Source organism: Acidocella sp., from assembly GCF_050253495.1.
In the GTDB taxonomy this organism is placed as follows: Bacteria; Pseudomonadota; Alphaproteobacteria; order Acetobacterales; family Acetobacteraceae; genus Acidocella.
Genome location: NZ_JBFWIX010000031.1, coordinates 1 through 23,430, shown reverse-complemented (window position 1 = coordinate 23,430; position 23,430 = coordinate 1). Strand labels below are relative to the sequence as shown.

Here is a 23,430-nt window from a genome sequence, read left to right as displayed (position 1 = left end):
CCACGCTAGATTATTAAAATTTCACCCCTCATCCCGGCACGAGGATAAAAAGGGATGCGGACGAAAACCCGTCTCAAGCATCCTCGACCAGCTCCACCCCCGGAACAATCTTAACAGCCTGGGCCAGACGCGGCGAAACATTGAAACCGCCGGGCAGGCGCAGTTCCAAACGCTGCGCCGCACCTGTCTTGGGGCAAAGCGTGATACGCCCCTTGCCTCTCCCCTCCCGCTCGAACAGGGCCTTCAAGGAGGGCACGGCTTCGGCCCGGTCCAGCCAGATTTTCAGCCCCGCCCCGGCATCGCGCGCCGCATCGTCCAGCAAAATAATATCGGATGCCGTGAGGCGGAGGGATTCACCGTCCATCTTCGCATCGGCGGTAACGAGCAGCGCCGCCCCTTCCTGCAATAATTCGCGCGAGCGGCCCAGCACCTCGGAAAAGAGCGTGACCTCGAAGCTGCCTTGCATATCCGACAAGGTCAGCCACATCATGCGGCTGCCCGTGCGGGTGATGCGCTCTTTCTTGGCCCCCACCGTGCCAGCCAGCTTTACCCGCGTGGCACCCGCCTCCGCCCGGCGCTGAATGGCGCCGGAGGGCACCACCTCCAGCCGCTTCAATGCCTGCGCATACATATCCAGCGGATGGGCCGAAATATGGAAGCCGATGGCCTCGGCCTCGAAAGCCAGACGCTCCGTCTCCGGCCAGTCCGGCCCCTGCGGCAGACGGATTTTCTCCGGCTCGCCACCGCCGAACAGACCGATCTGTCCGCTCTCACGCTCCGCCTGCCCAGCCTGCGCGGTACGCATAATGGTCTCCGCCGCGTTGAAGACACGCGCGCGGTTGGTGTCCAGACATTCGAACGCTCCAGCCTTGGCGAGGATTTCGATCTGCGCGCGGGTAAGGGTTCGCGGGTCGATGCGCGCGGCGAAATCATCGATATTGCGAAAGGGCTTGCCGCCGCGGGCCTTGACCAGTTCATGCATCGCGCCCATGCCGATGCGCTTGACGCCCCCCAGCGCGAAACGGATGGCATAGCGCCCATCATCCTGCAATTCCACCTCGAAATCCGGACCGGATTTGTTCACATCGGGAGGCAGCACCTTGATGCCGTTGCGCATCGCATCGGCGCGCAGCAGGGCAACCTTCTCGGTATTCGCTATGGAGAGCGACATGCAGGCGGCAATGAAGGCCACCGGGTGATTGGCGCGCAAATAAGCGGTTTGATAGGAAACCAGCGCATAAGCCGCGGCATGAGATTTATTGAAACCATAATCGGCGAACTTCGCCATCAGGTCGAAAATCTCATTGGCGCGCTCGGCGGTGAAGCCTTTTTTCGTTGCGCCTTCCAGAAAGATTTCGCGCTGCTTGTCCATCTCCGCGCGGATCTTCTTGCCCATGGCGCGGCGCAGCAGGTCGGCACCCGCCAGCGTATAACCCGCCATCACCTGGGCAATCTGCATCACCTGTTCCTGATAAACGATGATGCCGTTGGTTTCCTCGAGAATGTGATGAATGGCCGGGTCCGGCGCCTCCCACGGAGCACCGCGTTTGCGGTCGCAATAATCGGGAATATTGGCCATCGGCCCCGGACGGTTGAGCGCCTGGATGGCGACGAGGTCCTCAAACCTGTCCGGGCGCATCTGTGCTAACGCGCCACGAAAGGCGGCGGTTTCGAACGTGAACACCCCGGCCGTATCCGCGCGGCCGATCATGTCGTAGGTTTTCTTGTCATCCAGCGGGATTTTGGAAATATCAAGCTCCACCCCCTGCTGGCGGAGGAACTTCAAGGCACGATCGATGATGGTGAGCGTTGTGAGGCCGAGAAAATCGAACTTCACCAGCCCCACCTGCTCGACATATTTCATCGAATATTGCGTCACCAGAAGTTCGGAGCGCGGGTCTTTATAAAGCGGGACAAGCTTGACCAGCTCACGATCGCCGATCACCACGCCCGCCGCATGGGTGGAGGCATGGCGGTAGAGCCCCTCGATCTGCTGGGCGATTTCCAGCAGGCGGGCCAGGGCTTCATCGGAATCCCGCATGTCCTGAAGCTTGGGCTCACCTTCTATGGCGTCTTTTAGGCTCACGGGCTTGGCGGGATTATTCGGGATCAGCTCGGCGACCTTGTTGACCTGCCCGTAAGGCAGACCCAGCACACGGCCCACATCGCGCACCGCCGCGCGGGCCTGCAACTTACCGAAGGTGATGATCTGCGCCACGCGGTCCGCGCCATATTCATGCAGGACATAGCTGATGACCTCGTCGCGCCGCTCCTGGCAGAAATCGATGTCGAAATCCGGCATGGAGACACGTTCGGGATTCAGGAAGCGCTCGAACAGCAAGGCATAACGGAGCGGGTTGAGATCCGTGATGCGCAAACTCCATGCGACCAGCGAGCCAGCCCCCGAGCCACGGCCCGGACCGACCGGAATATGGTGGTCCTTCGCCCACTGGATAAAATCCGCCACGATAAGGAAGTAGCCGGGAAACCCCATCTGCACGATGATGCCAAGCTCAAACTCCAGGCGCTCCCAATATTCCTGCTGCGCATCGCCCTCGACCCCTTCGAAGGCCAGCCGCGCGCGCAACCCTTCTTCCGCCATGGCGCGCAAGGTCTCTTCTTCCGTGGCACCTTCGCGTACCTTTGGGCAGCGCGGCAAAAGCGGCTTGCGCGTGCCGGTCATCACCGTGCAGCCTTGCGCGATGGCAATGGTATTGTCGCACGCATCCGGCAAATCGGCGAACAACGCGCGCATCATCGCGGCGGGTTTGAACCAATGCTCGGGCGTCACATGCCGACGGTCTTTTTCCGCCAGCACGCGCCCCTCGGCGATGCAGAGCAACGCGTCATGCGCTTCGTACATCTCACGCTTGGCAAAGAAACATTCATTGGTGGCGACGAGGGGAAGGTCGAATGCTTCCGCCAGTTGCAAAAAGCCGGGCTCGGTGGCGATCTCCACCGCCTCGCCATGGCGCTGAATCTCAATGGCGAGACGCTCGGCGAATGCCTCCTTCAGGGCGGCGAGGTATGAGCGCGCCTCGTCCATCTGGCCTTCCGCCAGCAACCGCCCGATGGGGCCTTGCGCACCGCCGGTCAGCAGAAACAAGCCAGATGCATGTTCCGCCAATTGCGCGCGCGTGATCTGCGGTTTCACCGCGTCGCCCGAAAGAAAGGACAATGAGGTCAGACGGGTGAGATTGGCGTATCCTTCCTCGTTCTGCGCCAGCACCACGATATTGTCGGGTGGCAGATTGAGGCCCGGGCGCGCCAAGCCAAGCTGGCAGCCAATGATGGGCTGCACGCCGGATTTTGTGCAATACTGGGTGAACTCCAGCGTGCCGAACATATTGGAGCTGTCGGTCATGGCCACGGCGGGCATGTTTTCCGCCGCGGCCAGGGCAGCCAGCTTGTCGGCCTTGATCGCGCCTTCCGAAAGAGAGTAAGCGGAATGGACGCGTAAATGCACGAAATCAGCGTGGGACATGCGGGACTCCTGATCTCAGAGGGCAGGTTCGGACAAAGCCCGCGCGGGGGCAAGCCAAGCTCGCAAGGGCTCATCGTAAAAACGCAAAAGCAAAAATGCGGCCATGAAGGTCAACCCCGCCGCCAGCAATGCCGGTCCCGTTCCAGGACCTATCAGCCGGAATACCGCCCGCAAGAGCGGTTCCTGTATGACATAGAGCGGATAGGAAACACGCCCCGCCCATAGCCAGACCCGGTTCGTTGGCATGGGTGAAACCGCCCTCGCCCCCAGGCACAACAAAAGGGGAAATCCACAAGCGACACAGAACATGTCATACCACCAGCCGCAATCGGGCACGGCGAGCAGGACAGCCAGCGCCAGAACAACCAGCCAGCCGGGCCAGACGGGACAACAAACATGGCAACGAAACCGGCTGATGGCCACGCCGGCGCCAAAAGACAATGTCACCCGGACAAATCCCGCGAGAAAGGAGGGCACGCTATTGACGCCAACCGCGCCTATCTGCCCCGCGAGATGCGCCACCGCTCCCAAGATGGCCGCCGCGGCCAAAAGCAACATGACCGTTTTGGGTGCATCCAGGGTTCTGACGCGGATGAGACCGAAAAACACCACATTGGCGAACAACTCGAAAAACAACGACCAAACGGGAATGTTGGTGGGAAAGGTCGTCTGGCCGAACAACAGACCAAGCGGCAATAGCGAGGCGCTGGCGAAGTCGAGCATGAATAATTCAAACCGACCGCCGGACCAGCCTGGATTAAAGCTCAACAGACCTAAAACCGCGCCAGCCAACACCATCGGATATAAGCGAACGCAACGGCGGTGAAAAAACGCTCCGAATCCCATGCCCTTGGCGAGGCGCTCGTCATAAGCCTCGGCCAGAACAAATCCGCTGAGCGCGAAAAAGAAATCCACGGCCAGATAGCCGTGCTGCATGTGATGGCTCAACCCGAAACCACCGCCCAGGTGACGGTCGAACACGGCGAAAGCGGCAATACCGCGCATGCCGTCCAGCACGGTGTAACGATGCGCGCTCATGCAAGCGGCAAGGGCGGGTCATAATCCACGCCCATGAAATACAGCCCACCGGCGGGGGCGGTCTGGCCGGCGGCGGGGCGGGACCTGGCGGCAAGAATTTCAGCGATTTTCCGTTCCGGCCAATGACCTTCGCCGACCATTTTCAACGACCCCGCCATGTTGCGGACCTGGTGATGCAGAAAGCTCCGCGCCTTGGTTTCGAGAACCACCCGTTCGCCCTCGCGGCGCACTTCCAATAGATCCAATGTCCGCATGGGGGTCTTGGCCTGGCAGGCTGAGGCGCGAAAGGATGAAAAATCATGGTGCCCGAGCAAGGCTTGCGCGGCGCGGTGCATGGCTTGCTCATTCAGCCTGGCTTTCACGTGCCAGACGCGGTTTACCGCCAGCGTCGGCGGCTGGGGGCGGTTGAGAATAATATAGCGGTAACGGCGCGCCTGGGCGGAAAAACGGGCATTCCAACCCTCGGGGGCCACGCAGCAGCGCAGCACGGCGATGGGATGAGGCCGGAGGTGGAAATTCATTGCCTCGCGGATGCGATAGGGCGTGAAGTCCGGCAACTCGATCTGCACGACCATGGCAAGCGCATGCACCCCGGCATCGGTACGCCCGGCGGAAACCGCCTCGGTGATCCCAGCACCGCCACGCAGGCGCGAGGCGGCCTCCTCAATCACCTGCTGGACGGCGAGACCATGCTTCTGGCGTTGCCAGCCCATGAAGGGCGTGCCGTCATATTCGATCTCCAGCGCCCAAAGGGTCAATAGAACCGCGCCCCTTCGGGCAGCTTGCAACCACGCAGGAAATCCTCGGCACACATCGCGGCCTTGCCGGCGCGCTGCAGGCGCGTGACGCGCAACGCGCCCTCGCCGCAGGCGATAATGAAGCCACCAGGCAGCAATGTGCCAGGAATCCCCTCTCCAGGCACCACCTCGGCGGCGAGGATCTTCACCACCATCTCCCCCAGCAACCCCAACGCGCCGGGCCAGGGATAAAAAGCGCGGATGCGCCTCTCCAGCACCATGGCGGGCAGGCGGAAATCCAGCCTCGCATCCTCGCGGGAGAGTTTAGGCGCATAAGTTGCCAGGGCCTCGTTCTGCGCGACAGGCGTGCTGGGCTCGCCCAGTTCCCGCACGATGAGACTGGCGCCGATCTCCGCCAAACGGTCGTGCAGATCGGCGGACGTGTCCTCCTGGCCGATGGGGGTGGCCTCCCGGCGCAGCATCGGGCCGGTATCCAGCCCCGCCTCCATCTGCATGATGGTGATACCGGTTTCGACATCACCGGCTTCGATGGCGGCCTGGATGGGCGCCGCGCCGCGCCAGCGCGGAAGCAGCGAACCGTGGATGTTCAGGCAGCCGCGTGCCGGCGCATCCAGAAAATCCCGCGGCAAAATCAGCCCGTAAGCGGCCACCACGGCGGCATCCAGGGACAGGGCGCGGAAATAATCCAGCTCCTCCTGGTTTTTACGAAGCCTGCCTGGCGTACGCACGTTCAGGCCAAGCTCCAGCGCGGCGGCATGCACGGGGCATGGCTGCTCCTTCTGGCCGCGCCCGGCGGGCTTAGGGGGTTGGGCATAAACCGCCCTCACCTCATGCCCGGCCGCCACCAGCGCCTTCAACGCCGGCACGGCAAAACCGGGCGAGCCCATGAAGGCGATCTTGAGAGGCGCGGCCGTCACCGGCTTTTCAGCTCTTTTTGGGCCTTGGCGAGCTTACGCAACAGCATGTTGCGCTTCAGCGCCGAGAGATAATCCACGAACAGCACACCATTCAGATGATCGATCTCATGCTGCAAACAGGCCGAGAGCAACCCTTGCGCCTCAATCTCCTGTTTCGCGCCCTGCGGGTCCTGGTAACGCACCTTCACCCAGGCCGGACGGGTGACCTCGGCATATTGGTCCGGAATGGACAGGCAGCCTTCCTCCTGGGTTGCCATGTCCTCGGATTTGGCGACAATCTCCGGATTGATCAACGCGATCGGCGCGGGTTCCTCCTTGGGGGCCACATCCACCACGATCACGCGCAACAAGCTGCCGATCTGATTGGCGGCCAGGCCGATCCCTGGCGCCTTGTACATGGTGGCAAACATGGAAGGGACGAGACGGCGCACCTCTTCCGTATCGGCGGATGTCACCGGCCGGGCCAGCTTGCGCAGCACGGGTTCGGGATAGATCAAAATGGGCAGGAGCGGAGCGCCGATTTGTATTTCAGACATGCCAAGCATGTAATCCGCCGCGCCCGCCCCTGCAACGCGCCCCCCTTGCATCGCTGTAAAACCATGCCAACATATAGACCCGGATGCCTCTCTAGGGGGTCCATAACCGCTTCGCTCATTTGGGGGAGCAAGGATCATGACGACACGCGTTTTTACTTCACCGCTTTTTCTCGGCTTCGACCATTTGGAGCAAATGATCGAGCGCGCCGCGAAAAACTCATCCGATGGCTACCCGCCCTATAATATCGAGCAACTCAGCCCGGTTTCCCTGCGTATCACGCTCGCCGTGGCGGGATTCACGATGGACGACCTGCAGATCACCCTGGAAGATAACCAATTGGTGATCAGGGGGCGCCAGACTGACGATGGTCAGGGGCGGGTTTTCCTGCACCGTGGCATCGCGGCGCGACAGTTCCAGCGGGCTTTCGTGATCGCGGAGGGCATTGAGGTGAAGGGCGCGTGGCTGGATAATGGCCTGCTGCATGTGGATCTCATCCGCCCCGTGCCACAACCGGTGGTGAAAACCATCCCCATTTCACGCGGCCAGACCAAGGTGCCCGCCCCCGCCAGAATGGTGGACGGGGACTGAGGCGCATCACGACGGACGGACGATCTGGCCAAGACGGCGGGTCGTCCCCAATTCAGACATAAAGGGACTTCAGGCTGGAGCTTTTCCGCCAGAGGGGCCTGAAAGGACAGACGATGAACATCAAAAACCATGACGGCACGGCTAATTTTGTCCCCGGCACGGTGCTGGACATCCACCATATTTCCCCCGCCCAGCTCGCCTTGCTGGGGCTGGAGGAAATCGCCTTCGTGAAGCCGGTGATGACCGAGAACGGCCCCGCCTTCGCCATCCACGCCGCCGATGGCACGCCAATGGCGATCGCCGCCAATGAGCAGCTCGCCGCCGCGGCCATCGTGCAGAACGACATGCTGCCGAACCGGGTGCATTGACCCTGGCCTAGCCTCACCGCCGGGGGGGTGGTAATGGCGCGCCATGTCCATCGTCCTCGCATTGCCCAAGGGGCGCATCTTGAAGGAAGCCGGGCCCGTGCTGGCCCGCGCCGGCCTGGTGCCGGAGCCGGAATATACCGACGAAGCCTCCCGCAAATTGCGGTTCCACACGAGCCATCCGCAGGTGGATGTCATCCGGGTGCGCTCCTTCGATGTAGCCACCTTCGTGGCTTTCGGCGCCGCGGAGATCGGCATTTGCGGTGGCGACGTGCTGATGGAGTTCGACTATCCGGAAGTCTACGCGCCGCTGGATCTGGGTATTGGCAAATGCCGCATCTCGGTGGCTGAACCCAAGGACGATGCGGGGCAGACAGACCTCTCCCGCGTTTCCGCCATCCGGGTCGCCAGCAAATACCCCAACACCGCCAAGCGGCATTTCGCGCGCCGGGGCATCCAGGCGGAAATCGTGGAATTGTCCGGCTCCATGGAACTGGCTCCGGGCCTGGGGCTGTCGCGGCTGATCGTCGATCTGGTGCAGACCGGCAGCACGCTGAAGGCGAACGGGCTGGTGGAAACCGATATGATCGCACAGGTTTCGTCACGGCTGATCGTGAACCGTGTCGCACTGAAAACCAGGCCCGACGAAATCGGCGCCTGGATCGAGGCTTTCAGGAAGGCGCTTGCGTCATGAAAAAACTGGCAACCGACCATCCGGATTTTGAGGCCGCCCTCAACACGCTTCTAGCGCGCGCGCTGGTGGCGCCGGAACTCTCCGGCACGGTCCGGGAGATTATCGGGCGGGTGCGCGCCGAAGGCGATGCCGCGCTGCTCGATTACACGGCGCGCTTCGACCGGCAGACGCTGACCGGGGCGGAACTACGCGTGACGGCCCAGGAGATGGAAACCGCCAAGGCCCAAACGCCCAACAGGCTGCGCGAGGCGCTGGCCCAGGCGGCACGGCGGATCGAGACGTTTCACAAGGCCCAAATGCCAAGGGATTTCGCCTATACCGACGATGAAGGCATTACCTGCGGTCTACGCTGGGGCGCGTTGGACGCCGTGGGGCTGTATGTGCCTGGCGGCAAGGCGGCGTATCCATCCTCGGTGCTGATGAACGCCATCCCAGCCAAGGTGGCGGGGGTCAAGCGTATTGCCATGGTCGTGCCGGCCCCGGGCGGCGTGCTCAACCCGCATGTGCTGGCGGCGGCCGAAGCCGCGGGCATCACCGAAATTTACCGAGTCGGTGGAGCGCAGGCCGTGGCGGCCCTGGCCCATGGCACCCAGACCATCGCGCGGGTGGACCGGATCGTGGGGCCAGGCAATGCCTATGTGGCGGAAGCCAAACGGCAAGTCTTTGGACAGGTGGGCATCGATTCCATCGCCGGTCCCTCGGAGGTGCTGATCCTCGCCGACGAAGCGAACGATCCGATGCAGGTGGCGCTGGACCTTCTGGCCCAGGCCGAGCACGATGAGGATGCGCAATCCATTCTGGTGACAGACAGCCTCAGCTTGTCGGCGGCGGTGGAAACGGCCGTGGAACAAGCGCTGGAAACCCTGCCCCGCCGCGAGATCGCCGGGGCAAGCTGGCGGCGCCATGGCGCGATCATTCTGGTGCGAAACTGGGACGAGGCCGTGAACATCGCCAACCGCGTTGCTCCGGAACATCTGCAACTGATGCTGGCGGATCCGGAACCGATTTTTGCCAAAGTGCGCCATGCTGGCGCCGTGTTTCTGGGCCGCAACACGCCCGAGGCGATGGGCGATTACATTATCGGGCCGAACCATGTGCTGCCGACCTCGGGCACGGCGCGCTTCGCTTCCGGCCTGTCCATCTATGATTTCCTGAAGCGCACCACCTTCGCGGCGGTGCCGCCGCAAGCCTTGGCGACACTTGGCCCGGCCGCCGTGGCGCTGGCGGAAGCGGAGGGGTTGACGGCGCATGCCGCCTCCATCGCGGTGCGCCTGCCGAAAAACTGAAGCTCCTCCGGGCTTTGGTTGTCACCCAAGCCTTCCCCCCTGAAATGACGCTCGAAACCATGGGGTGGGAATCTTGGGGCGCTTGATGCAAAGCGCCCCAAACCCCGCGAATTTTGATTTTTCAAGATATTCGATGGGGTGTGCTTATAAAACAGCCCCTCAATGGTCGTTCCCCGCTTGATCGCCGGCCCCCGCCGCGACAGGTGGGGGCGCGGGGGCGCGCGTGGCATGGCCGGGAGGCATGAAGCCATGCGCCAGCTCATGATAAAGCGGACGTGGGCAGACCAGACGAGAGGCCCCCAACCCCAGCATGGCGGCGACCATCACCGGAATGACCGAGCCAGTATTGCCGGTCATTTCCAGGATGATGACAAAGGCCGTCATCGGCGCCTGCACCACGCCGGCGAAGTACCCCGCCATGCCGAGCAATGCGCCCACGCTGGCGGCGGTGCCCCCCTCCCCCGCGATCCAGGCGCCTAGCCCCGCGCCAACCGAAAGCGACGGCGCGAAGATGCCTCCCGGAATGCCGGAAACCGCCGTCACCAGTGTGGTGGCAAATTTCGCGGGCCAGAAATACCAATGCGGCGTGACACCCTCCACCGCGTCGCGCGCCGTCTGATAGCCAGTGCCAAAACTATCCCCGCCAGTGGCGACACCGATCACCGCGACGATCACCCCACAGATCAACGGGTAAAGCAGCCGCCTCACCCTCGGGTTGCCGGAGATCCAGCCTTTCGCCCAGTGACCTATATCCAGCATCAACCGGCTGAACAGCCCGCCCAGCAAGCCACCCGCCGTGCCGCACAGAGCGGTCAGCAGCCAACCGCTGACCCCACCGACAGACGCGTTACTGGTGCCGAAATAAGTGTAATTGCCCGTCAAACCCAGCGAGACGAGACCGCCGACGATCACCGTCGTCAGCACGAGGCCATTGGTCTTGACCTCGAAGCTGCGGCTCATCTCCTCAATGGCGAACACCACGCCAGCCAAGGGCGCGTTGAAGGCGGCGGCGATACCCGCCGCCGAGCCGGCCAGAATCAGCCCGCGCTCATTCTGCAACCCGCGCAGCCTGGCCACTTGCAGCATGATCGCCGCGCCCACCTGCACGGTCGGCCCCTCGCGCCCCACGGAAGCGCCGCAGAGCAGCCCCACCACCGTCAGGCCGATTTTAGCGAAGCACATACGCACCGACAGCAGCCGCCGCCTGGCAATGCCGCGCGGTAATTCCCGCGCCGCTATGGCCTGGGGAATGCCGCTGCCCTGCGAGCCGGGAAACACGACTCCGGCGGCCCAGGCGCAAAAGACGAATCCAAGCGGCGTAATGAGCAACGGCAACAGCCAGAATCGGGATGTGGTGTGAAAAAACAGAGTTTCCGCGCCATCCGACGCGCGGGCGAACAGCACGCTCACCGCGCCTACACATAAAGCACCGCCCCAAAATGCGGCGCGGCGCCGCCAAAACCGGCCAGCCAGTTGCGGCAATCGCCGCACTGGTGCCCCCAGCTTGCTTTCCAAGCTCTTGCCTCCTGTTCCCAACACAGCTAATAGCCCCGCACGGATATGGGCACATAGCTCAGCGGTAGAGCACCACCTTGACATGGTGGGGGTCACAGGTTCAATCCCTGTTGTGCCCACCATATCCGATTTTCCCACGCATTTTCATTGACTTAGCCTTGCATTCCCGGGGTGGCGCCCGCGACGCGGGCAGGCCCTGCCCCGCTTACACCCCCTGCAAGCCTTGACGGCGCAACATTACGGGCCCATTTGGGCGCCAGTTTTCCAATTTTTTCGGCAGAGGTGTGTTTGTCTAAGGAAGATATGATCGAATTCAGCGGCATGGTGACCGAATTGCTGCCCAATGCCATGTTCCGCGTGAAGCTGGATAACGACCACGAGATTCTGGCCCATACCAGCGGTAAAATGCGCAAGAACCGCATCCGTGTTCTGGCCGGCGACCGTGTGAATGTGGAAATGACCCCCTATGACCTGACCAAGGGCCGGATCACATTCCGCTTCAAGTAATCCTGGCCTCGGCCAGCCCGCGCCGCTTGGCGCTGTTGCGGCAGATCGGCATCGAACCCGCCAGAATCACCGCCCCCGAGATCGACGAGACTCCCGCCCCCGGCGAAACGCCTCGCGCATTCGCGCGCAGGATGGCGTTGGCAAAGCTTGCTCCCGAACCCGGCGCTTTCGTGATCGCGGCGGATACCGTCGTTGCCGCGGGGCGGCGCATGCTGCATAAAACCGAAACCCGCGAAGAGGCCGAGCATTATCTGCGCCTGCTCTCAGGGCGCCGCCACAAAGTGCACAGCGCCGTGGCCGTGGCGGCTCCGGATGGCCGGGTCTCTTGCCGGGTAAGCGAATCGGTCGTGGGCTTCGCCCGGCTGGATGAGCCTCAGATCCGTGCCTATCTCGAAAGCGATGAATGGCGCGGCAAGGCGGGTGGGTACGCCATCCAAGGTTTGGCGGCCTGCTTCATAGATTTCATCTCCGGCTCCTATTCCGGCGTTGTCGGCCTGCCCCTGCACGAAACCACGAAGCTGCTGCGCGGGCTGGGCTGGCATTGATCGCCGTCTCCGCACATGGCGCGCTGGTGCGCATCGCCATGCTGCGCGGCGACAATCTCACCAGGTTCCATCTCTGGAACCGCGAGCGGCCGGATGGCGTGGGCGATCTCTACACTGGCCGGGTGGATGCCGTGGAAAAGGCCCTGGCGGGGTGTTTCGTGGCACTGGGAGCGGAGCATTCCGGCTTCCTGCCGGACAGCGCCGGAGGCAAAAATCTTACGGTTGGCGATTATGTGAGCGTGCGCGTCACCCGTGCCCCGCAAGGCGGCAAGGGGCCGCGCCTGAAACGCGACGATGCTCCACCCGGTGAAGCGCCTGGCCTCGTCACGAACGGTCCTGGCCCGCTGCTGGAGCTGGCGGCACACTACCCCGCCGAGGAGGTCGTGCTGGATGATTACGCGCTGATGGCCGAGTTGCGCCCCGCCCTGGAGGGTCGCATGCGCCATGACGCGCGGGCCTTCGATCCGGTGCTGGAGGATGAGGTGGCCGCCCTGGCCGAGCCCGTGGCCCGGCTGCCGCAAGGGGCCAGGCTGCACATCACCCCCGCCCCAGCCGCCACGCTTTTGGACGTAGACGCCGCCACCGCCAGCCACATGGCGCCGCTGGCGCTCAACGAGGCCATCCTCCCGGAAATCTGCCGACAGATCGTGCTGCGCAACCTTTCGGGCGGCATTCTCGTCGATTTCGCCGGGCTGAAGGCCGCCCAAAGGCAAAAACTGCTTCCTCCTTTGCAAATGGCTCTGCGGCGGGATCCTCTGGGCCCGAAGCTGCTCGGCCTCTCGCATCTCGGTTTCGCCGAGATCAGCCGGCGGCGCATCCGCCCGCCCTTGCACGAAATTCTGGACCCATGACCTGCCCGATCTGTCACAAACCCTCCTCTCCGGTATTCAAGCCTTTCTGCTCCAAACGCTGCGCCGAGATCGATCTCGGCCGCTGGCTGAACGACAGCTACAAGCTGCCCACGCGCCCCGACGAAACCGGCGACGAGGATGAAGGCTGGAGCGGCGACAAGGAGTAGCCCCACCGCGATTGTTAAGCTAAACGCCTGAAGTCCGGGGCTGTCTTCGTGAGCCGATTGGAACAAAAAAGGCTTCAGCTTCCCGAAGCTGGAATTCATCCAGGCATTTCAAGAACGGGAACACTAGCCACGTTGGGCGAGATAAACCGACCCCAGGATCATCGCCCCGCCCGCGAACTCCGCCAGGGTCAATCTCTCCCCCAGCAATGCCGCGCCCCCCAGGACGCTGAAGACCGGCAGCAGATACAGGAACCACCCGGCTGTCTGTGCCCCCAATGTCGCCACGCCCTTATTCCAGGCGATCAACGCGACGACGGAGGAGCCTATGGCCAGGAAGATCAGGATCTCCCATTCCCGTCCGGTCATCACCGTCATCATAGGGCCCAGGCCAGGCGCGCCGGCGATCAGCAGCGGCACGGTACCGATGGACATCGTCACCGCGGAGCTTTGCAGCGCGCCATGCTTCTCGATCAAGGGGGGGATCACCACACAATAAACCGCCCACCCCAACGCTCCCAGCAGCAGCAGAACAATGCCGCGTATATCGCCTTGCGCCTTGCCCGCCGACAGCGCCAGCAATGCAATGCCGGCCGCCCCCAGAAACGCCGCGAAAAGGGTGTGCCCACGCGGCGCGCGGCGCGCGGCAAGACAGGCCAGCAACAGAATCATCAGTGATTCCGAAGAGTTGAGCAGCCCGGTCATGCCTGCGGAGACCGTGCGCCCGGCAATTCCGGCCAGTAGATTATACGCGCCGACGCCACTCAGCCCGCAAACCGCTCCCCGCAGCCAATCGCGCATGGACCAGCTCTGCATGGCCCCGATCAGCCCCGGCAGAAAACACAGCGAGGCGATGCTGTAGCGCAGCGCCATATAAGACGCACCCGGCATCGCCAATAACCCGCCGCCAACAAAATAGCGGTTACCGATGGGCGCGAACCCCCATAGCACCACCGCCCCCAGCACAAGCAGAACCGCCTGCCCCCTGGGCGCCATGAATTGACCGGAAAGGACTGACTGGCTCATGCGCGGGCCCAAAAAATAGGGTGATTGACCAAAGACCGACCGGCTCTAGGCGGGGTACTGGGGCCTGTCCATCCACACCGGAAGCTGGGCAAACATGCGCAAATGCGGGCATTAAAAATGCCGCCTTCCCAAAGGAAAGGCGGCATGCCCTGAAATATCCCGGTTTTAGCCCAGATTCGAAAAAGCCTTGCTCAGCGCCTCCACGCCGGGAAGCACCTTACCCTCCATCCATTCCAGAAAGGCGCCCCCGGCGGAAGAGAGGTAGGTCATGTCGTGATGCACACCGGCGAGCTTCAGGGCCGAGACCGTATCGCCGCCGCCGCCCACCGAGATCACCTTGCCTTCCTTCGTCGCCTCGGCGATGGCCTTGGCCAGCGTGTTGGTGGATGCATCGAAGGGCTTGGTCTCAAAGGCGCCGAGCGGGCCGTTCCAGATGATCGTCTTGATCTCCGGCAGGCGCTTGACGAACGCCTCCACCGTGGCGGGACCGACATCCAGCGCCATGGCATCATCAGGAATGTCCTCGACATTCACCACCTTGGTGGGCACATTGGCCGAGAACGTCTCGGCCACCACCACGTCCTGGGGCAACAAGATCTCGCAGCCCTTGGCGGCGGCGGTTTTCAATATCTCCAGCGCGGTGCCCTGCAAACCGGGCTCCTGCAAGGATTTGCCAACCGAAAGCCCCTGCGCCGCGAGGAACGTATTCGCCATCGCGCCACCGATCACCAGAATATCCACCTTGGTGACCAGATTGTTCAAAAGATCAAGCTTGGTGGAGACCTTGGACCCCGCGACAATCGCCGCCACCGGGCGTTGCGGATTGCCAAGCGCCGCTTCCAGGGCATGTAGCTCCGCCTGCATCAACCGCCCGGCGAAGGACGGCAGATGCCGGGCAATCCCCTCGGTGGAGGCATGGGCGCGGTGCGCGGTGGAGAAGGCGTCGTTGACGAAAATATCGCCCAGCTTGGCGAGCTGCGCGGCAAATTCCGGATCGTTCTTCTCTTCGCCCGCATGGAAACGGGTATTTTCCAGCACCAGCACATCGCCATCATTCAAGGCGGCGACAGCGTTTTCAGCTTCCGGGCCGATACAATTCGCCGCGAAGCCGACGGGCTTGCCGAGAATCCGGCCCAATGATTCGGCAATGGGCTTCAACGACATGCCCGGCACAACCTGGCCTTTCGGCCGGTCGAAATGGCTCAGCACGATCACCCTGGCCCCCTTGTCGGAGAGCTCCTGGATGGTCGGCAGCAGGCGTTCGAGACGGGTCGCATCCATGACCTTCCCATCCCGCACGGGAACATTCAGATCCGCGCGGAGAAGCACGCGCTTCCCCGCCACGGCCACGTCGTCAAGTGTCCGGCTCGCCAGGTTGAACTCCGGCGCCGGGCTCATAACGCACCGAAATAGGCTGCTGTATCGGACATGCGGTTGGAGAAGCCCCACTCATTGTCGTACCAGGACAGCACACGGGCCAAGCCGCCATCGACGACATTGGTCTGCGGCGCGTCGAAGGTGGAGGACGCCGGGACATGATTGAAGTCCGAGCTGACCAGCTTCTCGGTGGAGTAGCCCAAGATCCCCTTCAATTCGCCTTCGGAGGCGGCCTTCATGGCGGCGTTGATCTCCTCGGCGGTGGCGGATTTCTTCAACACCACATCCAGGGAAATGAGGGAGACATTCGGGGTCGGCACACGAATGGCGGTGCCATCCAGCTTGCCCTTCAGCTCCGGCAGCACGAGGCCAACAGCCTTGGCGGCCCCCGTGGAGGTGGGAATGATGTTCGCGGCGGCGGCGCGGGCGCGGTGCAGGTCCTTGTGCAGCGTGTCCACGGTGCGCTGGTCGCCCGTATAAGAATGGATCGTCACCATGTAGCCACGCTCGATCCCGAAGCTCTCATGCAGGACCTTGGCGACCGGCGCCAGGCAGTTGGTGGTGCAGGAGGCGTTGGAGATGATCTGGTGATCCGTGGTCAGGGTCTTGTGATTCACGCCGAACACAATGGTGGCATCCACGCCGTCGGCCGGGGCGGAAACCAGCACCTTGCGCGCGCCCGCAGCGAGCAGCTGGGCAGCGGCGTCACGCTTGGTGAACAGGCCGGTGCACTCCATCGCCACATCCACGCCCTGCAAGGGCACCTTGGAGGGGTCACGCTCGGCGGTGACCTTGATGGGGCCATAGGTGCGGCCGTTAAGGGTGATGACCAAGCTGTCGCCCTTCACCTCGACCGTGCCAGGGAAACGGCCATGCACGGAATCATAACGGAACATATGGGCATTGTCCTCGACAGAGCCGAGATCGTTGATCAGCACCGGCTCGACATCGACGCGGCCACTCTCGATGAGCGCGCGCAGCACCAGACGGCCGATACGGCCAAAGCCGTTAATAGCGATTTTAACTGCCACGTTCAGTTTCCTTCTTTCTTTACCGCGGCCACGATCGCCGCTTCCGTAATGCCGAAATGCTCGTACAAGATTTCCGCGGGGGCGCTAGCGCCAAACCCGTTCATGCCGATGAAAATTCCGTCAGGACCCAGCCAGCGTTCCCAGCCGAAACCGCCCGCCGCCTCCACGCCAATGCGTGAGGCGGTCCCCAGAACCTCTTTCTGGTATTCAGGACTTTGCTGGGCAAACAGCTCCAGGCAGGGCGCGGAAACCACCGCCACCTCAATGCCCTGCGCCGCCAGCGTCTTCCTGGCCGCCATGGCCAGGGAGACTTCCGTGCCGGTGGCAATGATGGTGGCCGCACGGGGGCCATTAGCCTCGGCCAGCACATAGGCGCCGCGGGCGCTCTTATTGCCATTGGCGCTCTCGCGCAGGGCGGGCACACCCTGGCGGGAGAGCACAAGCAGACTCGGTCCCTTGGCGTTCTTGATGGCGATTTCCCAGGCTTCGGCGGTTTCGATCGCATCGGCCGGGCGCAGCACCAGCACGTTGGGCATGGCGCGGAAACTGGCCAGATGCTCGATGGGCTGATGGGTTGGGCCATCCTCTCCCAAGCCTATGGAATCATGGGTGAGCACATGGATGGCACGGGTGCCCATCAATGCCGCCAGACGGATGGCCGGGCGCATATAATCGGCGAACACGAAGAAAGTGCCGCCATAAGGGATCAGCCCGCCATGCAAGGCAATGCCATTCATCGCCGCCGCCATGCCGAACTCACGAATGCCATAATAAATATAACGGCCGGCATAATTGCCAGGCGTGACATCGCCCATGCCCTTGATGAGGGTAAGATTGGAGCCGGTGAGGTCGGCCGAGCCGCCGACCAGTTCCGGCACCGCCTGCACCAGAGCCTCCAGCGCCTTCTGGCTGGCCTGACGGGTGGCGAGCTTGGGCTTGGCCTCGGCCAAGCCGGCCTTATAGGCGCTCATCGCCTCAACCCACCCCTCGGGCAGCTTGCCCTGCATCACACGCTCAAACTCGGCCCGCATCGGGTGCTTGGCCAGGCGCTTCAACCAGGCGCGGCGGGTGGCGGCCCCACGTGAGCCAGCTTCACGCCAAGGCGCATAGATCTCATCGGGCACCGTGAAGGGCAGATGATTCCAACCCAGCGCCTTCTTCGCTCCTTCCGCCTCGGCGCCGCCCAGCGCGGCCCCATGCACCCCGGCCGTTCCCGCCTTGGTGGGGGCACCGAAACCGATGATGGTCTTGCAGGCGATGATGGTGGGCTTGGAGGATTTCTGTGCGAAGGTCAGGGCGGCCGCCAATTCCTCGAAATCATGCCCGTCGATGCGCCGGGTGTTCCAGCCATAGGCGGCAAAACGCTTCAGCGTATCCTCGGAGGTGGAAACCGACGTGGCGCCATCGATGGAGATGGAATTATCGTCCCACAGCACGGTCAGCTTGTTGAGCTTCAGATGCCCCGCGAGCGCGGCGGCTTCATGGGAGACGCCTTCCTGCAAGCAACCATCCCCCGCGATGACCCAGGTACGATGATCCACCAGGGATTTGCCGAATTTGGCGGCCAGCATGCGCTCCGCCAGCGCCATGCCGACAGAGGTGGCAAAGCCCTGACCGAGCGGCCCGGTTGTCATCTCGATGGCCGGGTGCTCACCATATTCCGGATGCCCGGCGGCGCGGGAATGCAACTGGCGGAAGCTCTTGATCTGTTCGATCCCCATCCCCTCATGGCCGGTGAGATGCAGCAGCGCATAGAGCAGCATGGAGCCATGCCCGGCGGAGAGCACGAAACGGTCACGGTCCCACCAATCCGGCGCGGCGGCGTCGAATTTCAGAAATTTGCGATAGAGCGTGGTGGCGGCATCGGCCATGCCCATCGGCATGCCGGGGTGGCCGGATTTGGCGGCCTCCACCGCGTCGATGGCCAGCGCCCGGATGGCATTGGCCATTGCCCGATCCTCGCTGGGCTCACGCGCCAGCAGTTCCGCCTGACGCGCCAGCGCCGCTCCGTTGCCTGAATGATCCGCGATACTCGCCATGTTTCCGCCAATCCTGGGTAATTGGCGTGTGCATAATACTACACGTCCTCGGCATCAACCCGACAGAGCGGGTGGTAGGGCTGCTCACCGGCGCTTCAACGCGGCGTGGCGGCCCCCCTCCAGGCCATTGCTTCGGCCAGGCGCGTGAAGGCATCGTCCATCTTTTCCTTGAGCAACCGATCGGGGACGGTCTGATCCATGGCCTCGCGCATGGCACTGACCCATTGCTCCGCCGTCTCCTGGGTGATGCCCATGCCCGCATGACGGGACATCAGGCAGAAACCGCCACGTTGCGTCAGCCAGTCCCTGGGCCCGCCGAGCCAGACACTCAGAAAACCGGCGAAGGACTCACTCACAGAGCCCAGTTCTGACGCGTGCAGGTCTCTCAGCGCCTTATAGGCGGGATCTCTATCCATGATTTCATAAAACCGCCGGGCAAGGGCCCGAACGCCCGCCTCGCCCCCCAGCTTGTCATAAGACGTTTCCGTATCCGCCGTCATTTCCGCCGATGCGCTCATGCCATGCCCTTCCTGGAGGAAAACACAGCAGAAACCCTAGACTTGGCCATTGATCCAAATCATGGCGGGCCCCGTAAAAAGCCCTCCCGGCGCAGGCCGGGAGGGCTTCAAGGAGAACGATCCCTTATTGAAGGACGGTTCAGCTATGCTGCACGGCCTCGCCATGCTGCGTGATGTCCAGACCTTCGATTTCGTCTTCCTTGGTGACGCGCAGCCCCATGGTGATGTCGATCAGCTTCAGGATGATGAAGCTCACGACGGCATCATAGACGATGGTGACGACAATGCCCTCGGCCTGGATGAGAACCTGACCGGGGTTGCCATCGATCAGGCCGGAATGGCCCTGGCCACCCACGGCGGCAACCGCGAACACACCGGTCAGCAGCGCGCCCAGGATGCCGCCGAGACCATGCACGCCCCAGACATCCAGCGCGTCGTCATAGCCGAACATGTTCTTGAAGCCGGTAACGCCCCAGAAGCAGACCACACCAGCGGCCAGGCCGATGACCAGGGCGCCGCCCACGGGCACGAAGCCGCAAGCCGGGGTGATGGCAACGAGGCCCGCGACCGCGCCGGAAACAGCGCCTAGCAGGCTCGGCTTGCCCTTGACCATCCATTCCACGATGACCCAGGACACAACCGCGGCCGCGGTGGCAAGCTGCGTGTTGATGGCGGCCATGCCGGCCTGACCGCCAGCGGTCAGGGCGGAGCCGGCATTGAACCCGAACCAGCCAACCCACAGCATGGAGGCGCCGATCATGGCATAGCCCATATTGGCGGGCGCCATGTTGTCGCGGCCATAGCCAGTGCGCTTGCCAACCATGATCGCCGCGATCAGGCCAGGCACGGCGCTGTCGATATGCACCACGGTACCGCCGGCGAAGTCCAGCACACCGAGATTGCCGAGGAACCCACCTGGGCCCCAGACCATGTGCGCGATCGGGCAATAGACCAGCAGCAGCCAAACGCCGATGAACACCATGGAGGAGGAGAACTTCAGACGGTCCGCCGGGCCACCGAGGATCAAGGCCGGGGTGATGATGGCGAAGGTGCACTGGAAGAAGGCAAACACCGTTTCGGGAATGCTGCCGGACAGCCCGTTAAGGCCGGTGCCTTCCAGCATCACACGGGAGAAACCGCCAAACAGCGGCGCCAGCGGCCCCGAGCCTTGGGTGAAGGCGAGGCTATAGCCGACGACGCACCAGAGGACGGTGACGAGCGCCGTGGTGAAGAAGCACTGCATCAGCATGGCCAGCATGTTCTTCTGGCGCAGCAGACCGGCATAATACAGTGCCAGGCCAGGCACCGTCATCATCAGCACGATAGCGGAAGAGGTCAGCATCCAGGCGGTGTCGCCCGAGTTGAGAGTCGGGGTGGCCGATTGCGCCATGGCTGGCGCACTGACTAGCGCGGCCAGGCCAAGGCCCACCGGCACGCCCAAGAGAGATCTTTTCGTCATCAAGTCCTCGTTCCTCATTGCGCTGCCTTGTGAGGCCCGGAGCCCGAACAGGCCGGCAGCGCGTGATCATGCAAGCTCAGTGCGTTTAGGCATTGCACACCGGAGCAAGGAGCATGCCAGCCTCGCCACCCGTTCCACCGCCCCCATGTCCCGGCATTCTCGCGGCCTAACCGCGACATGCCAGCAGGACAGGCAGAAACGCCGACAGCTTGTGCCTAATTAAAAGGCAGAAACTTGTTCATTTTTTTCACATGGTGAAACGGATGAACAGCCGGTCATCTTTCCCGCAAGGAGCCCCCTGTTTTCGCCGGCATGAAAATCTGGCAAACTGGTCTCATGACGCAAGCATGCGAGATCGCGGTGGTTGGCGCCGGCCCGGTGGGCGGCACCCTGGCCCTGGCCCTGGCGGCACGGGGCCGCAAGGTTCTTCTGGTCGACAAGGCCGATCTGAGGCCCATGGAGCATCCTGATTTCGATGGCCGGGCCTATGCCATCGCACATGGGTGCCAGCCTCTATTGCAAGAGGCGGGGTTATGGGAGCGCCTGCCCTTCGCCCCTTGCCCGATCCTGGACATCGACGTGACGGACGGCAAACCCGGCCGGGCACCCTCCCCACTTAAATTACATTTCGACCATAAGGCCGTGGGAGACGACCCGTTCGGCTGGATTATCGAGGCACGTTCCATCCGCGTGGCGCTGAATCAGGCTTTGGCGGAGTCTGATGTCATTGTCCGCGCGCCCGCGGAAGCACGGATCAGCCGCCACGCGGAAACCGCCACCGTGCAAGTGGGGGAGGAACGCTTCGAGGTGAAGCTGGTGGTGGCGGCGGAAGGCCGCCAATCCCCCTTGCGCAACCAGGCCGGCATCGGCGTGACCCGCCTGCCCTATCGGCAGACAGCGGTGATCTTCGCCATCGCCCATGAGGAGCCGCATCATAACGTGGCGCTGGAGCATTTCCTGCCGGGCGGCCCCTTCGCCGTGCTGCCGATGACCGGCACACCGGAGCACCCCAACCTTTCCGCCATCGTGTTCACCGAGAGCGACACCAATGCCAAGCTGCTTTACGGCATGGACGACACCGCCCTGCTGCGGCAGGTACAGGCCCGGCTAGGCAAACGGCTCGGACGGCTGGAACTGGCGGGACGCCGCTGGCTGTATCCGCTCTATGCCATGTATGCGGCGCGTTATTACGACACACGCCTCGCCCTCGCGGGCGATGCCGCGCATGGCGTGCATCCCATCGCGGGACAAGGGCTGAATCTCGGCCTGCGGGACGCGGCGGCGCTGTTGGACCTGGCGGCCAGCGCGACGGATCCTGGCGCGGAAGCGGTATTGCGCGCCTACCAAGCACACCAACGCCCGGTCAACATGGCGATGTTAATGGGCATGGATACGCTGGACAGGCTTTTTTCCACCAATTTTCCACCCGTGCGCTTGGCGCGCGATTTAGGGCTGGCGGCGGTGGAACATATGCCGCGCCTCAAGCAGCGTTTCATGCTGGCGGCAATGGGGCGGTAACCCCCCTATACCCGCCAGACCTCCGACCCAGACGGTCTTGAGAATTTAACTTCCGGCAATCCGGCGGAAACCGTCGCTAAAGGCGGTTTTTCGTGTAAGTGATTGACCATGTTCCTGACCTTGCTGATCCTGCTCGCCGCCATTGTCCTCGCCGTGCCACTCTCGCGCTACGCGGGGCTGGGCAGCATTTTAGGATATCTCACGGCGGGAGTGATCATCGGCCCCTCGGTTCTCGGCCTAGTCAATAATGTCACCGAGATCAGCGAGGTGGCGGAGCTTGGCGTGACCATGCTGCTGTTCCTGATCGGACTGGAATTGCGCCCGCATCGTCTCTGGGTACTGCGCAAGGCGGTCTTTGGCATGGGGCTGGCACAGATGGTGCCCACATCGCTCCTGCTGGCGGGATTGCTGATGTTGGGCGGCGTGGCCGGGCGCGACGCGATGGTGCTGGGCATCGGGCTGGCACTTTCCTCCACGGCCATCGTGCTGCCCCTGCTGTCCGAACGCAATCTGCTGCCCACCATACCGGGGCGCGATGCCTTCGCGGTCCTGCTGTTCCAGGACATGGCGGCCATCCCGGTACTGGCTCTGCTGCCGATCCTGGCGGGCGGCGGCACGGAACATTTCTCCTGGCTGGCGGTGCTGCGCGGGGCGGCCGTGGTGGCGGGCATTTTGGCGGGCGGCACGCTGCTGGTGCCCTATGTGTTCCGCATGGTGGCGTCGGCGAAAGTGCCGGAGGTCTTCACCGCCACGGCGCTGCTGCTGGTGGTGGGCACGGCGGCATTGGCGCATTGGGCGGGGCTCTCCTCCTCCTTGGGGGCGTTCCTGGCTGGCGTCATGGTCTCCGATTCGGAGTATCGGCACGAGTTGCAGGCCGACATCGAACCGTTCGAGGGGCTGCTGCTCGGGTTTTTCTTCATCTCGGTCGGGATGTCGGCGGATCTTAGCCTGCTGCTGCATAAACCCTTTGAGATATTGTTTCTGGTGATCGGCCTGACGGTGGTGAAAACCGGCATCGCCTTCGCGGTCAGCCATGTGCGCCGCCACCTCACCGGGGCGGCTCTGCGTTTTGCCACGGTACTGTCGGAAGTCAGTGAGTTCAGCTTTGTCCTGTTCGCCGCGGCGGTGGCGGCGGGCACGCTGAGCAAGAGCCTCGCCGCGGAGGCGACCCTGGTGGTGGCCCTCTCGATGATGGTGGCGCCGGTGCTCTTCG

At 63.2% G+C, this 23,430-nt stretch carries 22 protein-coding genes and 1 tRNA gene; 11 read left to right on the top strand and 12 right to left on the bottom strand.

Annotated elements, in window-relative coordinates:
* Window positions 1-73: 73 nt before the first annotated feature.
* Genes dnaE through def form a run of 5 tightly spaced genes read right to left on the bottom strand, consistent with a single transcriptional unit; the run spans window position 74 to window position 6,733 of the window.
* Entirely contained in the window at window positions 74-3,484 is a 3,411-nt protein-coding gene (dnaE, locus tag AB7D48_RS16260; RefSeq protein WP_427981333.1) for a DNA polymerase III subunit alpha, read from the bottom strand.
* Window positions 3,485-3,499: 15 nt separating this feature from the next.
* Window positions 3,500-4,522 carry an acyltransferase family protein gene (locus tag AB7D48_RS16255; RefSeq protein ID WP_427981331.1) on the bottom strand — a complete coding sequence of 341 codons (1,023 nt, stop codon included), beginning with the start codon at window positions 4,520-4,522 and terminating at the stop codon, window positions 3,500-3,502.
* A complete protein-coding gene (gene truA / locus AB7D48_RS16250) occupies window positions 4,519-5,280 on the bottom strand; it encodes a tRNA pseudouridine(38-40) synthase TruA (protein WP_427981329.1) in 762 nt (253 codons plus the stop codon). The genes AB7D48_RS16255 and truA overlap by 4 nt, the downstream gene beginning before the upstream one ends.
* Window positions 5,277-6,197, bottom strand: coding sequence for a methionyl-tRNA formyltransferase (fmt, locus tag AB7D48_RS16245; RefSeq protein ID WP_427981326.1), 921 nt, complete (start codon window positions 6,195-6,197; stop codon window positions 5,277-5,279). Before fmt ends, truA begins: the two co-directional genes overlap by 4 nt.
* Window positions 6,194-6,733: a peptide deformylase gene (gene def, locus AB7D48_RS16240; protein ID WP_427981323.1), complete on the bottom strand. Its 540-nt coding sequence runs from the start codon at window positions 6,731-6,733 to the stop codon at window positions 6,194-6,196. The genes fmt and def overlap by 4 nt, the downstream gene beginning before the upstream one ends.
* A gap of 136 nt (window positions 6,734-6,869) precedes the next feature.
* Here def and AB7D48_RS16235 point away from each other — a divergent pair, with 136 nt between their 5' ends.
* The 4 genes from AB7D48_RS16235 to hisD all read left to right on the top strand — a co-directional run bounded on the left by AB7D48_RS16235 (window position 6,870) and on the right by hisD (window position 9,667).
* Complete coding sequence (locus AB7D48_RS16235; protein ID WP_427981321.1) at window positions 6,870-7,322, top strand: Hsp20 family protein; 453 nt, start codon at window positions 6,870-6,872, stop codon at window positions 7,320-7,322.
* A 113-nt stretch (window positions 7,323-7,435) separates the two neighbouring features.
* Complete coding sequence (locus tag AB7D48_RS16230; RefSeq protein WP_427981319.1) at window positions 7,436-7,690, top strand: DUF1150 family protein; 255 nt, start codon at window positions 7,436-7,438, stop codon at window positions 7,688-7,690.
* Window positions 7,691-7,733: 43 nt separating this feature from the next.
* Window positions 7,734-8,381, top strand: a complete 648-nt coding sequence (gene hisG, locus AB7D48_RS16225) for an ATP phosphoribosyltransferase (RefSeq protein ID WP_427981317.1) — start codon at window positions 7,734-7,736, stop codon at window positions 8,379-8,381.
* Window positions 8,378-9,667 (top strand): histidinol dehydrogenase, encoded by a 1,290-nt coding sequence (gene hisD, locus AB7D48_RS16220; protein WP_427981315.1) that lies wholly within the window; start codon window positions 8,378-8,380, stop codon window positions 9,665-9,667. Before hisG ends, hisD begins: the two co-directional genes overlap by 4 nt.
* Before the next feature lie 159 nt (window positions 9,668-9,826).
* Here the strand turns inward: hisD and AB7D48_RS16215 are convergent, their stop codons facing one another.
* A complete protein-coding gene (locus AB7D48_RS16215) occupies window positions 9,827-11,182 on the bottom strand; it encodes a chloride channel protein (RefSeq protein WP_427981312.1) in 1,356 nt (451 codons plus the stop codon).
* 47 nt (window positions 11,183-11,229) lie between these two features.
* On the opposite strand from AB7D48_RS16215, the gene AB7D48_RS16210 reads away from it, so the two are divergent.
* From AB7D48_RS16210 to AB7D48_RS16190, 5 genes are all read left to right on the top strand, one after another.
* A tRNA-Val gene (locus AB7D48_RS16210) sits at window positions 11,230-11,304 on the top strand.
* A 166-nt stretch (window positions 11,305-11,470) separates the two neighbouring features.
* Complete coding sequence (gene infA, locus AB7D48_RS16205; RefSeq protein WP_008492208.1) at window positions 11,471-11,689, top strand: translation initiation factor IF-1; 219 nt, start codon at window positions 11,471-11,473, stop codon at window positions 11,687-11,689.
* Between the two features lie 26 nt (window positions 11,690-11,715).
* A complete protein-coding gene (locus tag AB7D48_RS16200) occupies window positions 11,716-12,234 on the top strand; it encodes a Maf family protein (protein ID WP_427981309.1) in 519 nt (172 codons plus the stop codon).
* On the top strand, window positions 12,231-13,085 hold the full coding sequence (locus AB7D48_RS16195; RefSeq protein WP_427981307.1) for a ribonuclease E/G: 855 nt from the start codon (window positions 12,231-12,233) through the stop codon (window positions 13,083-13,085). The genes AB7D48_RS16200 and AB7D48_RS16195 overlap by 4 nt, the downstream gene beginning before the upstream one ends.
* Window positions 13,082-13,252 carry a DNA gyrase inhibitor YacG gene (locus AB7D48_RS16190; RefSeq protein WP_427981305.1) on the top strand — a complete coding sequence of 57 codons (171 nt, stop codon included), beginning with the start codon at window positions 13,082-13,084 and terminating at the stop codon, window positions 13,250-13,252. The genes AB7D48_RS16195 and AB7D48_RS16190 overlap by 4 nt, the downstream gene beginning before the upstream one ends.
* Before the next feature lie 123 nt (window positions 13,253-13,375).
* Here AB7D48_RS16190 and AB7D48_RS16185 read toward each other — a convergent pair whose 3' ends face one another.
* The 6 genes from AB7D48_RS16185 to AB7D48_RS16160 form a co-directional block, all read right to left on the bottom strand.
* Window positions 13,376-14,275 carry a DMT family transporter gene (locus AB7D48_RS16185; protein WP_427981303.1) on the bottom strand — a complete coding sequence of 300 codons (900 nt, stop codon included), beginning with the start codon at window positions 14,273-14,275 and terminating at the stop codon, window positions 13,376-13,378.
* Between the two features lie 165 nt (window positions 14,276-14,440).
* Window positions 14,441-15,673 (bottom strand): phosphoglycerate kinase, encoded by a 1,233-nt coding sequence (locus AB7D48_RS16180; protein WP_427981300.1) that lies wholly within the window; start codon window positions 15,671-15,673, stop codon window positions 14,441-14,443.
* Window positions 15,670-16,683 (bottom strand): type I glyceraldehyde-3-phosphate dehydrogenase, encoded by a 1,014-nt coding sequence (gene gap, locus AB7D48_RS16175; protein ID WP_427981297.1) that lies wholly within the window; start codon window positions 16,681-16,683, stop codon window positions 15,670-15,672. Before gap ends, AB7D48_RS16180 begins: the two co-directional genes overlap by 4 nt.
* A gap of 2 nt (window positions 16,684-16,685) precedes the next feature.
* Window positions 16,686-18,722, bottom strand: a complete 2,037-nt coding sequence (gene tkt / locus AB7D48_RS16170) for a transketolase (RefSeq protein WP_427981295.1) — start codon at window positions 18,720-18,722, stop codon at window positions 16,686-16,688.
* 95 nt (window positions 18,723-18,817) lie between these two features.
* The gene (locus AB7D48_RS16165; protein ID WP_427981293.1) at window positions 18,818-19,240 is read right to left on the bottom strand and encodes a group II truncated hemoglobin; all 423 of its coding nucleotides are present in this window, start codon (window positions 19,238-19,240) and stop codon (window positions 18,818-18,820) included.
* 139 nt (window positions 19,241-19,379) lie between these two features.
* A complete protein-coding gene (locus tag AB7D48_RS16160) occupies window positions 19,380-20,699 on the bottom strand; it encodes an ammonium transporter (protein ID WP_427981291.1) in 1,320 nt (439 codons plus the stop codon).
* 312 nt (window positions 20,700-21,011) lie between these two features.
* On the opposite strand from AB7D48_RS16160, the gene AB7D48_RS16155 reads away from it, so the two are divergent.
* Together AB7D48_RS16155 and AB7D48_RS16150 are read left to right on the top strand one after the other, a co-directional pair.
* A complete protein-coding gene (locus tag AB7D48_RS16155) occupies window positions 21,012-22,217 on the top strand; it encodes an FAD-dependent monooxygenase (protein WP_427981289.1) in 1,206 nt (401 codons plus the stop codon).
* Window positions 22,218-22,325: 108 nt separating this feature from the next.
* On the top strand, window positions 22,326-23,430 hold a 1,105-nt coding region (locus AB7D48_RS16150; protein ID WP_427981287.1), incomplete at its 3' end, for a monovalent cation:proton antiporter-2 (CPA2) family protein.